Annotated in this window: 14 protein-coding genes and 1 riboswitch; of the genes, 10 read left to right on the forward strand and 4 right to left on the reverse strand. The window is 56.0% G+C overall.

The genetic code is table 11. The features are described 5' to 3' along the window. The first annotated feature begins 509 nt into the window (after positions 1-509). From dapE to E8K88_RS15615, 3 genes are all read left to right on the forward strand, one after another. Positions 510-1703, forward strand: coding sequence for a succinyl-diaminopimelate desuccinylase (gene dapE, locus E8K88_RS15605; protein WP_136407607.1), 1194 nt, complete (start codon positions 510-512; stop codon positions 1701-1703). A gap of 204 nt (positions 1704-1907) precedes the next feature. Beyond that, positions 1908-2819 (forward strand): 50S ribosomal protein L3 N(5)-glutamine methyltransferase, encoded by a 912-nt coding sequence (gene prmB / locus E8K88_RS15610; RefSeq protein WP_136407608.1) that lies wholly within the window; start codon positions 1908-1910, stop codon positions 2817-2819. A gap of 148 nt (positions 2820-2967) precedes the next feature. Then, positions 2968-3495, forward strand: a complete 528-nt coding sequence (locus E8K88_RS15615) for a GlcG/HbpS family heme-binding protein (RefSeq protein ID WP_136407609.1) — start codon at positions 2968-2970, stop codon at positions 3493-3495. 112 nt (positions 3496-3607) lie between these two features. Here E8K88_RS15615 and E8K88_RS15620 read toward each other — a convergent pair whose 3' ends face one another. The 4 genes from E8K88_RS15620 to E8K88_RS15635 are packed head-to-tail and all read right to left on the reverse strand — an operon-like array spanning position 3608 to position 7775. Continuing rightward, complete coding sequence (locus E8K88_RS15620) at positions 3608-5023, reverse strand: sensor histidine kinase (protein WP_136407610.1); 1416 nt, start codon at positions 5021-5023, stop codon at positions 3608-3610. Positions 5024-5026: 3 nt separating this feature from the next. Next, positions 5027-5731: a response regulator transcription factor gene (locus tag E8K88_RS15625; RefSeq protein ID WP_136407611.1), complete on the reverse strand. Its 705-nt coding sequence runs from the start codon at positions 5729-5731 to the stop codon at positions 5027-5029. A gap of 42 nt (positions 5732-5773) precedes the next feature. Beyond that, entirely contained in the window at positions 5774-7306 is a 1533-nt protein-coding gene (locus E8K88_RS15630) for a tripartite tricarboxylate transporter permease (protein ID WP_136407612.1), read from the reverse strand. 22 nt (positions 7307-7328) lie between these two features. Beyond that, positions 7329-7775: a tripartite tricarboxylate transporter TctB family protein gene (locus tag E8K88_RS15635; RefSeq protein WP_136407613.1), complete on the reverse strand. Its 447-nt coding sequence runs from the start codon at positions 7773-7775 to the stop codon at positions 7329-7331. Positions 7776-8145: 370 nt separating this feature from the next. After that, positions 8146-8277, forward strand: a riboswitch (S-adenosyl-L-homocysteine riboswitch). A gap of 110 nt (positions 8278-8387) precedes the next feature. On the opposite strand from E8K88_RS15635, the gene ahcY reads away from it, so the two are divergent. From ahcY to E8K88_RS15670, 7 genes are all read left to right on the forward strand, one after another. After that, complete coding sequence (gene ahcY / locus E8K88_RS15640; RefSeq protein WP_136407614.1) at positions 8388-9836, forward strand: adenosylhomocysteinase; 1449 nt, start codon at positions 8388-8390, stop codon at positions 9834-9836. A gap of 155 nt (positions 9837-9991) precedes the next feature. Then, positions 9992-10342, forward strand: coding sequence for a phage holin family protein (locus E8K88_RS15645; RefSeq protein ID WP_136407615.1), 351 nt, complete (start codon positions 9992-9994; stop codon positions 10340-10342). A 90-nt stretch (positions 10343-10432) separates the two neighbouring features. Then, positions 10433-11287 carry a methylenetetrahydrofolate reductase [NAD(P)H] gene (gene metF / locus E8K88_RS15650; protein WP_136407616.1) on the forward strand — a complete coding sequence of 285 codons (855 nt, stop codon included), beginning with the start codon at positions 10433-10435 and terminating at the stop codon, positions 11285-11287. Between the two features lie 221 nt (positions 11288-11508). Continuing rightward, positions 11509-12168: a septal ring lytic transglycosylase RlpA family protein gene (locus E8K88_RS15655; RefSeq protein WP_136407617.1), complete on the forward strand. Its 660-nt coding sequence runs from the start codon at positions 11509-11511 to the stop codon at positions 12166-12168. Between the two features lie 111 nt (positions 12169-12279). Next, on the forward strand, positions 12280-13356 hold the full coding sequence (dusB, locus tag E8K88_RS15660) for a tRNA dihydrouridine synthase DusB (RefSeq protein WP_136407618.1): 1077 nt from the start codon (positions 12280-12282) through the stop codon (positions 13354-13356). A 299-nt stretch (positions 13357-13655) separates the two neighbouring features. Continuing rightward, a complete protein-coding gene (locus tag E8K88_RS15665; protein WP_136407619.1) occupies positions 13656-13898 on the forward strand; it encodes a Fis family transcriptional regulator in 243 nt (80 codons plus the stop codon). A 247-nt stretch (positions 13899-14145) separates the two neighbouring features. Beyond that, on the forward strand, positions 14146-15147 hold the full coding sequence (locus tag E8K88_RS15670) for a TRAP transporter substrate-binding protein (RefSeq protein WP_420813585.1): 1002 nt from the start codon (positions 14146-14148) through the stop codon (positions 15145-15147). Positions 15148-15157: the final 10 nt, after the last annotated feature.

Raw genomic sequence — 15157 nt, forward strand, 5'->3', positions numbered from 1 at the left:
CTTGCTGCGATCAGCGAAGCCCTCTACTATAACACAGAAATTCGAAGTATTTTAAAAACATTTCAAATTTCTTTTCTTTGCCAGAAAATTCGATCTCTCAAACCCTCATCAGCAAAGCCCGCTATTGTATCACGGTTTTAAGACTCTCGGAAAAATTTTTCTTCGAATCCTTTCGCAACCTCTGCATCGGTCTCTTGCGAAACCAACGCTGTCTGTCGCGAAGGGCGCAACTATAGCGCAGTTTTGGCGCCATGAAANGCCCAAATTCTTCTCAAACAGCCGGTCGCGGCCTTGCACAAGAAGCCCTCGCTAAAAGCAAGTACTTAATAAGCTCGACATAGAACGCACGTGCATCCGCTTGCGAAAAGCGAATACAGAGCACCAATGGCTCACGGCCTACCCACTTGATGGATCGGTTAGTATCATCGCCTCTGAGTGAAGGTGATCACGGCCCTGTTCTGCCATGGCCATGCCTTCCCACCAAAACAACATCAACTTCGTTTCCACGCATGCGCACACCTGCCGCCTCTGACGCCTCCACGTCCACCACTTACAACCGCACACTTTCACTGCTGAAAGCACTGTTGGCCAATGCATCGATTACGCCGGACGACGCTGGCTGCCTGCCTTTGATTGGGCAGCGCTTAGAGGCCTTAGGCTTTCAACTTGAGTGGATGAACGCAGGCCCGGCCGATGCGCGTGTTACCAACTTGTGGGCTACACGCAACTCGACGCAGGCCAATGCCCCCACGGCGGTATTTGCTGGCCATACCGACGTTGTGCCCACCGGCCCTTTGACGCAATGGACCAGCCCACCATTTGAGCCTACAGAACGTGATGGGCGCTTGTTTGCCCGTGGAGCCAGCGATATGAAGGCTTCAATTGCTGCCTTCATTGTGGCCACTGAGCAATTGCTGGAACAGCACCCGGATGTGCCATTGCGTTTGGCCTTTTTATTGACCAGCGATGAGGAGGGCCCTGCGGTGCACGGCACGACCCATGTTGTGGAGAGCTTGCGCAGCCGTGGTGAGCGCTTGGATTACTGCATCGTGGGCGAACCCACCGCCGTCACTCAAACCGGCGACATGATCAAAAATGGCCGCCGCGGCTCACTCAGTGGCCGCTTGACCGTCAAAGGCATCCAAGGCCATATTGCCTACCCGCATCTGGCACGCAATCCTGTGCACCAAGCCTTGCCAGCCTTGGCCGAGCTGGCAGCCATCAGCTGGGATAGCGGCAACCAGCACTTCCCCCCTACCAGCTGGCAAATCAGCAACGCCAAAGCCGGCACTGGCGCGACCAATGTGATTCCAGGTGAGTTCATCGTGGACTTCAACTTCCGCTTTAGCACCGAGTCCACCGAACAGGGCTTGCGCGAACGTGTCCACGCCGTGCTGGACAAACATGGGCTGGAATACCAATTGAATTGGACGCTAGGCGGCCAGCCATTCCTCACAGGCGTAGGCACCTTGGTCGAAGCAGCCCAACAAGCGATTGCCGACGTAACAGGCCTGCGCACTGAGCTGTCGACTACCGGCGGCACCAGCGATGGCCGCTTTATTGCGACACTGTGCCCGCAAGTGATTGAACTGGGCCCCCCTAATGACAGTATCCACAAGGTCGATGAAAACATCGCTTTGCGTGAGTTGGCTCCACTCACACACATTTATCAAGCCTTGCTGGAGCAATTGGCTAGGCGCTAAGCAAGCCACCAATTGACTGAGCTTGCAATCTTGGAGCCTGTTGACGATCTTTCGCAGACAGCCTTGCCCGTTTGACACTGCCTATTTTGCGTTCCTTGCGCGACTGCGTAGAGATTGTGAACAGGCGCTTAGATGGCCAGTCTGTATGCAAAGCGGCCTTCAGGCCAGCTTCTGCTGTTTTTCTTTTATGGACTCTTTGCCTTTATGAGTACCACCACCTCGACCACACTGCGCCAAGCGATTCACGCCACCGCCGACCAACTCACTGCTGCCCAAGTCGCTTTTGGCCATGGCACAGACAATGCCTTGGATGAGGCTGCTTGGCTGGTTTTATGGGTTTTGAAACTGCCGCTCGATAGCGACTTCAACACTGAAATTGGCGAGCAACTACTGGATGCAGACCAATCACAGCAGCTTGCTGCCCTCGTGCAGCGCCGCATTGAAGAGCGCAAACCTGCCGCCTATCTAACCCAAGAGGCCTGGTTGTATGGTGTGCCTTTTTATATCGATGAGCGCAGCATTGTGCCGCGCAGCCTGATTGCCGGCCCAATTGTCGATGGCACGCTGGACTACTGGCTCAACGAGCGCACGCACAAGGTGTTGGACATGTGCACCGGCAACGGCAGCTTGGCCATTTTGGCTGCGCTGGCCTGGCCCGATGTCCAAGTCGATGCACTCGACATCTCCAGCGATGCCTTGGCCGTGGCACGCATCAACGTCGACAAGCACGCATTGAGCGAGCGCGTGCAACTGATCAAATCAGATGGTCTGCAAGCGATTGAGCCTGAGCAGCGCTACGATTTGATTCTGTGCAACCCACCGTACGTCAACAGCCAGAGCATGCAGGAATTGCCCGAAGAATTCAAAGCCGAGCCGTCGCTGGCACTGGCTGGGGGCTCAGATGGCATGGACTTTATTCGTCCGTTGCTGCAAGCCTTGCCAGACAGAATGAGTGACGAGGGCATTTTGGTGCTTGAAATTGGCCATGAAAGACCCTACTTTGAAATTGCATTCCCGAATTTGAATCCGATTTGGCTAGAGACACCAGGCGGCCACGATGCCGTTTTGGTGCTGACAAAAAAAGAACTAGCCAATGCGCTATTTGATTACAATTAGTATCAAATACCTCTCATTCTTTGCAAGACTGCGTCACGCACGCTGAACAAGCAGAGGAGCGCTGTGGATATAGCCCATCGATCTGCCTGGTGCAGATCTGTCCATTTCAGAAGTTTGAGTCTCTCACCAACGAAAAAGGAATACCAGCATGACTAACACCCAACTCTCTCCTCTGCGCACAGCCGCAGCAGTGTTCTTGTGCAGTGCAGCCGCACTTGCCCACGTTCAGGCCAGCGCCCAAACGCCAGCGCCTGCCCCACGCAGCGAGTTGAACATGAGCCTAGCATTGGCCAACCAATTGGTCAGCGACACCGTCAAGGCTTGCACCGAGGCGGGCTATGTCGTCTCCGCCGTGGTGGTGGATCGTGCTGGTGTGATGAAAGCCATGCAACGGGCCGACAATGCTGGCACGCACACCGTGCAAGCCGCTGAGCGCAAAGCCTTTACCTCGGCCTCAGCCAAAGCCCCCACCTTCCAAATGATGGAAAATGCACAAAAGAATCCGGGCGCAGCCAACCTGACCGATATTCCTGGCTTTTTGCTGCTGGGCGGTGGCGTGCCCGTCAAGAGCGGTGACCAAGTGATTGGTGCCATCGGTGTGGCGGGTGCTCCTGGCGGCCACTTGGATGACCAGTGCGCCAACAAGGCACTGGAAGCATTCGCCGCCGGCAAATAAACTGCCGGGACTCAACATCTAAGCACGGCATTTGAAGCCAGCTCCCGCTGGCTCCCTTGGTCATTACAGACACTAAAACCACACAGCGAGGCAAACTCAAAGCCTCGCTTTTTTATTGCTTGACCACCGAGGGCAACCACACACTGGCTTTCAAACCGCGCCCGCCCTCCCCCGAGTCGAGCTGCAAGTGCGAGCCCAGCAGCCGTGCATAGCGGGCCACCAAAAACAGGCCCAGACCCGCCCCCTGGCCCAGCAACTCGCCATCATCGCCTTGGGTCCAGCGCTGCATCATCGCCGTACGCACCGAAGCAGGAATACCAGGCCCGTCATCCTCCACCGAGATGCTGCACATTTTGGTCTGCAGATTCACGGCCACCGCCACTGTTACTGTGTCACCGCCATAACGCAAAGCGTTGTCGATCAAGTTATCAAGCAAACCAGTGACCAGTGCAGTATCGGCCTGCACCCAGCTGCCCAAAGCTTCGCTTTCGTCCAGGCCTTGTGCGCCCAAATCCACACCATGGGCATCGGCCTTGTCCAGGTGGCGCAATACCATTTGGCGCACCAACTCAGCCATATCGACATCAACGATGTGCAGGGTCACTTGGTCCTCATCGAGCATGGCCAAGTCCAGCAACTGGTTGACGAGGCGCGCTGCGCGCTCGGTACTCGTGACAATTTGGCTGAGTTGCTCGCGCTGCACAGCCGAATCTTGCCCTGCCAGACCAAACTCGGCCATCGCCTTGATACCAGCCAAGGGCGTGCGCAATTCGTGCGCGACATTGCCAGCAAACTCCCGTTGCAACGCGATATTGCGGTCGAGCCGATCAATCAAATCATTGAGCGCTTTGCCGACTTGCTCGACCTCACGGCTGGTGGTTGCCACTTCCAGCGGCGACAAGTCCTTGGCATCGCGCACGAGCAAGGCATCGTGCAGTTGCGCAAGCGGCTGCAAATCACGCTCAATCCGATCCCAGAGCCAAATGGTCAGCGGAATCAGCATTAAAAAAATAGGTAATGAACCAAACCACATCAAGCGCTGCACCATATGGTTTCTGGCTTGAGTGGTGTGTGCGACAACGACAAAAAACTTCTTATCACCGATGCTTTGACGCAGCGCAATCGAACGCATCGAGCGACCGGCATAATACAGGTAGCCGTAGCGGTACTCCTGAAAATAACTGGGCAAAAATGCGTCTTGCAAATCAACCCCAAGCAGCGGTTGGCCAATGCTGCTGAGGATGGAGTACACCACCATCTCCACAGGCTCATACAGCACGGTCTCGAGCTCTTGCTCCGACAAGTCCAGCTTCAACTCACCATCGGCCTGCATTTGCAGGCGGCTGCTTAGCGCATACGCGTGGTCGAGCAAGGTGCGATCAAACACGCGGCCGGTAAAGTCCTGCGCGACCCCCAGCATCACGGCAGTCGCACACAGCCAGGTCACAATCAATGGCAGCAACACGTGGCGCAACATGCGGTTGCGCAGCAAAGGGGCATTTTTGGCTGCCAACGCCGCGTGTTTCATGGCTTACAGGCTTTCGGCCTCAAGCAAATAACCAATGCCCCGCAAGGTTCGAATCGCTGCGCCACTGCCTTGCAGTTTTTTGCGCAAGCGGGAAATAAACGCCTCCAGCGCGTTATCTCCCAAAGATTCGTCAAAACCAGAGAGTTTGTCCGACAGGCTGCGTTTATTGACCACATGCCCCGGTGGAGTCATCAACTCCCACAACACCTCGAACTCACGCGCGGGCAAGTCGAGCAACTTGCCTGCAATCGCAAAACGACGCGCGCGACGGTCTAATTCAAGCTGGCCCAGCACCACCGTATCCTCGGTGCCACGGCTGCGCCGCACCAAGGCACGCAGACGCGCCTCGACCTCAGCCAGATCGAATGGTTTGCCCAAGTAATCGTCAGCGCCAGCGTCCAGGCCGGCGATGCGTTCTTCGGTGCGGTTGCGCGCTGTCAATACCATGACGGGGGTGCTATCGCCGCGCGCACGCGCTTCTCGTAAAAGCACCAGGCCATTTGCAGCTTCCACCACGTTGCGTTGTGTCAGGCTGGCCTGTGCCGGTAGGTTCAAGTCCAATAAGACTGCGTCAAAGGGCTGGATTTCCCACAAATGTCTGGCATCTTGCAGGTTCGATGCCGCATCCACTCGGTGGCCTGCCATCTCCAGGCTGCGCTTCATGACCTCGCGCAGCACTGAGTCGTCTTCTACTAATAAGATTCGCATAGCCAGAAAGGATACCAGCACTGGCAACACTTGCACCTCTTGTTAGCTCGCTTGTGCGAGACGTTCTGCCGTTTCAAGCTGCTGCTTGGCCTTGATGCTGCTGCGCACGGTCGACCAAATGGCCCATAACAGCAAAGCCGCAGTGATCGCTAGCAAGGAGGCACTGATCGGGCGTTGCACGAAAATAGCCGGGTCACCACGCGAGATCAGCATCGCACGGCGCAGATACTCTTCCAGCATCGGGCCAAGGATATAGCCCAGCAGCAGCGGCGCAGGCTCAAACTTCAGCACCATCAATGCATAGCCCATGATGCCCAAGACCGCGACCGAGTAAATATCAAAGACGTTGTTATTGACGCTGTAGACGCCCAAGGCAACAAACACCAAAATGGCTGGATACATCCAAGAGAATGGAATACGCAGCAAAGCCACCCACAAGCCAATGGTTGGCAAATTCAAGATCACCAGCATGATGTTGCCAATGGCGAAACTCACCACCAAGCCCCAAAACATTTCCGGTTGTTCGGTAATGAACATCGGGCCGGGCTGAATACCGTGAATGATCAAGGCGCCCAACATCACCGCCATCACTGCATCGCCAGGAATACCGAGCGACAAGGACGGAATAAAGGCTGTTTGCGCTGCTGCATTATTGGCCGACTCTGGCGCACAAATGCCTTCAACTGCCCCCTTGCCAAAACGGCTTGGGTCCTTGGCCACACGTTTTTCAATCGCATACGACAGAAATGAAGCAATCGATGGGCCAACTCCCGGCAACGCACCCAAGGCAGCGCCCAGACCCGAGCCACGCACCATCGGCATGACCGTGGTCTTGAACTCTTGCTTGGAAGGCACCATCGAGCGCAATGGCACTTTAGCCACCTTACCGGTCAAGTCACTGGAATTGACACAACGCACGACTTCAGCCACCCCAAACAGGCCCATCGCCAAGGCCACCAGGCTGATGCCATCCATCAACTCAGGCACGCCAAAATAGTAACGTGGCACGCCAGAGTTCACATCGGTGCCAACCATGCCCAGCAGCAAACCAAACACCACCATCGCCAAACCTTTGGCAGCTGAGCCAGAGCTGATTGAGGACGCAGCAACCAAGCCCAGCAACATCATCGAGAAGAATTCAGCCGGGCCAAAGCTCAGACCGATATTGGCAATCAGCGGCGAAAACAACACCATCAAAATCAAACCGCTCATCGCTCCCACCAAAGACGCAATGGTGGTGACAAACAGCGCAATCCCGGCCTTGCCATTTTTGGCCATTGGATAGCCATCCAAACAGGTCACCGCTGAAGATGGCGTGCCTGGCAGGTTCAGCAAAATCGATGCGGTTGAGCCGCCATACTGGGCACCGTAATAAACACCGGCGAGCATGATGATCGCTGCGGTCGGCGTCATATGGTAGGTCAGTGGCAACAGCAATGAAATCGCAGCCAATGCACCAATGCCGGGCAACACCCCGACCACTGTGCCCAAAAAGACACCAAAAAAGCAATACCAGAGCGTGACCGGTTCAACCGCCACTTGCAGCCCCAGCCAAAGGTTTCCTAATAATTCCATGTGATCAATTCCTTAGCGAGGTTTACAGGCTCCAAGGCCAAATCGGCAAGACCATTTGCAAGCTGATGGGAAAAATCAGCGTGGTCAGCAATGCAACAACAGCGCAAACAGTCAACCGGGTACGCAAGTTCATTGCCGAGGGCACCAAGGACACCAGCGAGGCCAAGAAAGAAGACAAGACCACACCGACTGGATACAGGGATACAGCAAACAACACAATGGCTGCAACACACCAAAACAAATTATTCCACTGCACCACCACTGCAGAGCCTTTGCGCCAAAAGGCTGGCAGCGCCACCAAAATGCCCAGCACTGTCAGGGTCCAGCCCAGCACCACAGGAAAATAGCCTGGGCCCATGCGTGCACTGGTGCCCATGTCGTACTGCCCGCCATACAGCGCGAAAAATAAACCAGTCGCACTCATCAGCAGACCGCCGACGATGTCATGGATATCTCTGGTTACCTTCATGGTTTAACCACTCCAATCAAAAAATGAATTCCCCCGCACACGGTCATTCAAAGCCATGCCCTAAAAGGCTTTCAAGGACAACAAGTTCCTTCTTGGCTTACAAATCACCGAACAAACCGCCATGCATGCACCTGAGACAGGCGTTGCCACTTGTCAGCAAACTGGCGTGGAGCGCAAGAATAAAAAAAACACCTGACTGCAGCCTGAGCATGCGCAACTTATAGGGAAATCCCCATAAGAGCCAAACACACTTGGCCCTTGCACGATGGCGATCTGCACGCATGCGCACAAGCTGTGCCACATGCGCGCTCTTTGCATGGCGCCACAGCAAATGGCTTGTTCGCTCAACGCCCACGTATAATTGCGGCTCATTTCCGAGGAGCGTTGCAGCAATCGCCCAGCATTGGCACAGATTGCGAGGCTCGGACTTCATGCTTGTTGGCAAACCCGTCTTTGATGCAAAGAGGGATTGGCCAGGCATTCGCAACGACGCTCAACCGCTTGCATGCGCAAGCTGGAAAGCAGTCTTCCTCGATTTCCGTATGGCTACTTTTCATGCTTGGCGCGTGCAGCGGCATCGTCCACCTGTTGCATAGAAAGCACGTGTTAACCATGAACGCTCATACCGACAACCTGGCGCTACAAAGCGCCATCGCCGATCCATCTCTGGCTCCTTGGGGCCGCAAAGAAATCAAAATCGCCGAAACAGAAATGCCCGGCCTGATGGCCATTCGCCAAGAATATGCCGCAGCACAGCCGCTCAAAGGCGCACGCATCACCGGCAGCCTGCACATGACGATTCAAACCGCTGTGCTGATTGAGACCCTGCAGGCACTGGGCGCGACCGTGCGCTGGGCTTCCTGCAACATCTACTCTACGCAAGACCACGCAGCAGCGGCCATTGCCCTCAATGGTGCCAACAACGGCCAAGGCACACCGGTATACGCCATCAAAGGCGAGACACTCGAAGACTACTGGGATTACACCCACCGCATCTTTGAATTCGCAGGCAAAGGCGAAGCCGGTGAAGGCCCCAACATGATTTTGGATGACGGCGGCGATGCCACCTTGCTGCTGCACCTGGGCAAACGTGCTGAAAAAGACCTGGGCGTATTGGCCAATCCAAAAAGCGAAGAAGAGCGCATCTTGTTTGCTGCGATCAAAACCAAACTCGCAGTAGACGACAGCTGGTACAGCCGCAAAGCCGCTGAGATCATTGGTGTGACCGAGGAAACGACCACTGGTGTGCACCGTTTGAACGAGATGTCGGCCAAAGGCGAATTGCTGTTCCGCGCCGTGAACGTGAACGATTCGGTGACGAAAAGCAAATTCGACAACCTGTACGGCTGCCGCGAATCGTTGGTTGACGGTATCAAACGCGCCACCGATGTGATGATTGCAGGCAAGATCGCCGTGATTGCCGGTTACGGTGACGTGGGCAAAGGCTGCGCACAAGCGATGGCCGCACTGCGCGCGCAAGTCTGGGTGACTGAAATCGATCCAATCTGCGCATTGCAAGCGGCCATGGAAGGCTACAAAGTCGTGACGATGGAGTACGCTGCTGACAAGGCCGATATTTTCGTCACCACCACGGGCAACAAAGATGTGATCCGCCACGAACACATGGTGGCAATGAAAAACGAAGCCATCGTCTGCAACATCGGCCACTTCGACAACGAGATCGATGTCGCCTCGCTGGAGCAGTACGAGTGGGAAGAGATCAAGCCGCAAGTTGACCATGTGATCTTCCCAGACGGCAAGCGCATCACCTTGCTGGCCAAAGGCCGCCTGGTGAACCTGGGCTGCGCCACTGGCCACCCCAGCTACGTGATGAGCTCCTCGTTTGCCAACCAAACCTTGGCGCAAATCGAACTGTTCACCAAGCCTGACCAATACCAGGTTGGCCAGGTCTATGTGCTGCCCAAACATCTGGACGAACACGTTGCTCGCCTGCAATTGTCCAAACTGGGCGTAGAGCTGACCGTGTTGTCGGCTGAGCAAGCGGCCTACATTGGTGTGCCGCAACAAGGCCCTTACAAGCCCGACACCTACCGCTACTAAGCAGCGCAGAGCACGCCGAAAAAATATGGCACTGGCAAGACTTTGCCAAAAGCCTTATTCTTTTGGCGTGTGGTCATTGCCTGGCCATTGAAGCCGCAGGCAGCGCTCTCGCATTGCCTGCCCCTACTACGCTGCTGTAAGAAAGGTCTATTCTGATGCTCGAACTCATTCTCGTGTGGTTGCTCAGTGCCGTCGCCCTGATGGCCGTTGCCTACTTGATCCCAGGCGTTCAAGTCAACAGCTTCAAGTCCGCGTTGCTGGCTGCCGTGATCATCGGCTTGATCAATAGCTTGTTGCGGCCAGTCCTGGCGTTCATCTCCTTCCCAATCACAGTACTGACCTTGGGGCTTTTTTATCTGGTCCTGAACGGTCTGCTGTTTTGGCTCGCTGGCAGTCTGATTCGCAGCTTTAAAGTCGAGGGATTCTGGTCTGGTGTATTTGGCGCCATCACCTATGGCATTATCAACTGGGCCCTGATCAGCATCATTTTGCCTTCAACGCCCTAAACCATTGGCGCTAACGCGCCATTTCTTTTTTGAGCCTTCTTGATGTGTGCAACTTCACTTGCATGGCCATCAGGAAGGCCCATTTGCTTCATGAACTCGACACCCACCTCCACTCGCCGCACTCCCGTCAGTTTGGAGTTTTTCCCGCCTAAAACAGACGCTGGTGCAGACAAACAGCGCCAGGCCCGTGCCGATCTGTATGCCTTGCAACCAGAATTTTGCTCTGTCACCTACGGCGCCGGAGGTTCCACACAAGAAGGCACCTTCCGCAATGTGGCGGAAATTCTGGCCGAAGGCCAGCAAGCGGCCTCGCACTTCTCGTGCATTGGAGCGACACACGAGAAAGTACGCACCGAGCTGCAACAGCTCAAAGCCATGGGCGTGCAGCGCCTGGTCGCTTTGCGCGGTGATCTGCCCAGTGGCTACGGCCTAGGCGGGCAGTTTCATTACGCCAGCGATCTGGTGGCCTTTATTCGCGCTGAAACCGGCGACCACTTCCACATCGAGGTAGCCGCCTACCCTGAAATGCATCCCCAAGCGCACTCGCCCAAGCAAGACCTGCAGGCCTTTGCAAGCAAGGTCCACGCTGGGGCGAACTCGGCCATTACCCAGTACTTTTTCAATGCGGATGCGTATTTGCGCTTTCGCGACGAGGCGCAAGCGCTTGGCCTGGCAATCCCGATCGTGCCAGGCATCATGCCCATCATGGGATCGAGCCAATTGCTGCGTTTCTCCGATGCCTGCGGCGCAGAAGTGCCGCGCTGGATGCGCACCCGGCTGCAATCGTTTGGCGATGACAGTGCATCGATTCGGGCCTTTGGCCTCGACACCATCACCGATCTGTGCGCGCGCCTGATCCGTGAAGGCGTGCCAAGTCTGCACTTCTACACAATGAACCAAAGTCCCTTGGTGCTTGAAATCAGCAAACGTTTGAACTTAGTTTGAACCTGACTCTCATAGTCAAGCTAGCCCAACTGAAAGGATTGATACGAGTTTTAATGCAGGCATGGACCAACTCCCTGCCTGCGCTTTCGCCCTCGCACAGCGGCTCATTACCGCCCCTATTAGCAAAGGGATGGCCTACAGCCAAAGTGCCCAAGACCTGTCACGCACCTGCGCGCGCATGCATGAACGCGCAGGCCAAGCAGGCCGCTCGTTTACACCTCATGCCCAACTCATCCCCTCCCCCTTGTAGTGGCCTGCTTGGCACGCTACTGCGCAACGGCTTGCTATTGAGCGCCGTAGTGCTAAGTGCCTGCACAACCGCTCCTTCAGAAGAGGTGGCCACGCCCATGGAGGCCACGCGCTTCCTGGATCTCGACATCATGCCGCCTGTCTATGAGCTGCTGCTGCCACCATCGGCCATGCCCTATCGCCTTGGTCTGCGCGCCAGCCCTGAATCGGTCAGAAGCAACCTGGTGCCAGGCCTGCATGATTGGTCGCAGCCTGAGCCACAGGACCTCTACCAAACCGGCTTGGCTTCTTGGTATGGCGACAAATTCCATGGCCGTTTGACCGCCAATGGTGAGCGCTACGACATGAATGCAATGACGGCCGCTCACCCCAGCCTGCCATTCGACACCAACGTCTGTGTGCGCAGCCTGCTCACCGGCAAGGAAGTGCAGGTGCGCATCAATGACCGCGGCCCTTTTGTTGGCCGACGCGTGATCGATCTCAGCCGCGCTGCCGCAGAGTCCCTGGGCATGCTCTCGCAAGGGCTTAAAACTGTGGCGATCTGGATTCCGGACGAGGAAAGCCCAGTCTGCGGCGACGGTGTCGTCGCCCTCCAAGGCAAAGGCACAATCCATACCGCCCAAAACGAATAGCCCTCGTTGAGGACCTGCTTAAACCGGCCTGTACCTGCGCTACAAAGCCCCACCATACTACCCAATCGCGCTGACACTTTTCAGCGCCGCTCACCTGCAAGACTGCCTGCCATGCACATCGGCTCTATTGAACTGGACAACCATTTGTTTGTCGCCCCGATGGCGGGTGTGACCGATCGCCCGTTTCGCATGCTCTGCCGGCAACTGGGCGCAGGATACGCCGTCAGCGAAATGGTGACATCGCAGCCCCATTTGTACGCCAGCTTGAAAACTTCACGCCGTGCCAACCACGAAGGTGAGCCTGGCCCGATCTCGGTGCAGATTGCCGGCACCGAGGCGGCCATGATGGCTGAAGCGGCGCGCTACAACATCGAGCGTGGTGCACAAATCATCGACATCAATATGGGCTGTCCTGCCAAAAAGGTCTGCAATGCCTGGGCTGGTTCAGCGCTGATGCAGAACGAGCCCTTGGCCATTGAGATTGCCGAGGCCGTCGTCAAGGCCTGCCTGCCCTTTGGTGTTCCGGTGACGCTCAAAATGCGCACCGGCTGGTCGAGCGACAACAAAAATGCCCCCGTATTGGCAAAAGCCTTTGAGTCAGTGGGCATCCAAATGCTCACCGTACACGGCCGCACCCGAGAGCAGGGCTATAAAGGCCAGGCTGAATACGCCACCGTCACCGCAGTCAAACAGGCGGTGCGCATCCCCGTCGTCGCCAATGGCGATATCAACAGCAGCGAAAAAGCCGCCCAAGTCTTGCAAATCACAGGCGCAGATGCCGTGATGGTCGGCCGCGCAGCCCAGGGCAGGCCTTGGATTTTTCGTGAAATTGCGCATTACCTGGCCACCGGCGAACACTTGGCTGCGCCGCAAACGCTGCAGGTGCGGCAGTGGCTGCTTGACCACTTGCTGGAGCATTACAGCCTGTACGGCGAGCACACCGGCGTGCGCTCAGCTCGCAAGCACATCGGCTGGTATATCAAAGGCATTGCAGGCCAGGACAGCTTGCGCACGCGTATCAATGCCGAGCAAGATTGCCAGCAGCAATGGCAGGCCGTGGCCGATTTCCTTGAAGATTTGGCACGCACACAGCCTGTTTGGCCTATGGCTCAGGCAACAGCCTCCACTGAACCAGTTGCTGACGACGAGGCTGCCTGTGGCAGCTGCTCAAACCACACAGCAAACTGAAAAATACTCCGAGAGCCCATGTCTTGGCGCGACAGCAGGCCTGGCCTTTCCTCCAACACGCAGGCAATAGCAATCAAAAGACAGCTGCGTAAGAACCACCGCCTGCCTTCATAGTTGCAAGCTGGGCGCTATGCTCCCATGCAATCACCCGCGCATTTTCCACGCCTGCATAGTATGCTTTGGCAGATTCGTCTGCGCCTGCTGTGTGATCATCAACGCGTTCACCGCATCGACGGCGCGACAGCTGCGGTATAGTGCCGCCTCGTCCAAAAAACCCCAAACAAGGGGGATACCTCAGTATGAAGCCAACTATCAGTGATTGCGTCCGGGATAACTTACAACAGTATTTCAAAGATCTGGATGGCCAAGATCCAGTCAACGTCTACGACATGGTGATCCATCTGGTTGAAAAGCCGGTGCTCGAAGAGATCATGGCCCGCGCCAATCACAACCAATCCCGCGCAGCGCAATGGCTGGGTTTGAACCGCAATACATTGCGCAAAAAACTGCAGCACCACGCATTGCTCGACAACGACAACTAAGGCGCAAGCCCTGAGCAGATTCACCCGCCCACAATGACCCCAGTAGCATGAGGGCAAGCGCTTGCCAGACATTTAACACAGCACCGCCAATGTTTGAACAATCGTTATATCCGACTAGGGCATTTGCTATTGGCAACTGCCCTTATTTGGCGTTACAGTCCTTCGGCTTTACCGCGTTGGGCTGACAGAGTGCATCCCGGGCACAGCACAGACACTTTTTTTCTATTCACTTCTACTCGGAGCTCTCATGAAGTCCTTCATCCGTCAAAGCACACAATGGTTGGCGCCTGCCTTGCTCAGCATGGCCGCTGCCGCAGCCCTGACCGTGGCAGCCCCAGCTGCCGCACAAGCGCCGCTGAAAATGGCCTATGCGCTGAGCCAACAGTCGCATTACGGGGCAGCCGGCAATGCATTTGCCAAAACCCTGGATGAAGGCAGTGGCGGCAAATACAAAGTACAGCAATTTGCCAATAGCGCCTTGGGCGGTGAGCGCGAAGTGATTGAAGGCCTGCAATTGGGCACCATCGACGTGGCGGTGCTGTCCACTGGCGCGACGATGAATTTCGTGCCGTCAGCGGCCGTGTTTGATGTGCCATTCCTGCTGCGTGACCTCGACCATGCCCGCAATGTGCTGGATGGCGAAATTGGCCAGAACATGCTGGCTGAATTCAACAAACGCGGCCTGGTCGCCTTGGCCTGGGGTGAGCAAGGTTTCCGCCACCTCACCAACAATGTGCGCCCAGTGAGCACACCGGAAGACGCCAAAGGCCTGAAAATCCGCACCACTGAGAACCAACTGCACATTGCTGCATTCCGTGAAATCGGCATTCTGCCAACGCCTATGGCCTGGCCAGAAGTGATGACTGCGCTGCAACAAGGCACGATTGACGGTCAGGAAAACCCCCTGTCGGTGATCACATCGGCCAAGCTGTCGCAAGTGCAAAAGCACCTGGCGCTGACTGGCCATGTGTACGCGCCTGCCGTGATCATCGTCTCGCCTTCGGTGTATGAAAGCCTGTCAGCAGAAGACAAGGCGCTGTTCCAAAAAGCCGGTAAAAATGCTGGCCAGGCAATGCGCGATTTTGTCTCCGACGTGGAAATCTCAGGCGTTGAGCAACTCAAAAGCGAAGGCATGCAAGTCACCGAAGTGGATCGCGCCGCATTCGCCAAAGCCGTCGAGCCTGCCTACAAAGACTACAACAAGCGTTTTGGCGAAAAGCTGATTGAGCAAATCCGCAACACACAATAAGCGCTTAGAG

The sequence above is a fragment of the Lampropedia aestuarii genome (assembly GCF_004803635.1).
Taxonomy (GTDB): domain Bacteria; phylum Pseudomonadota; class Gammaproteobacteria; order Burkholderiales; family Burkholderiaceae_C; genus Lampropedia; species Lampropedia aestuarii.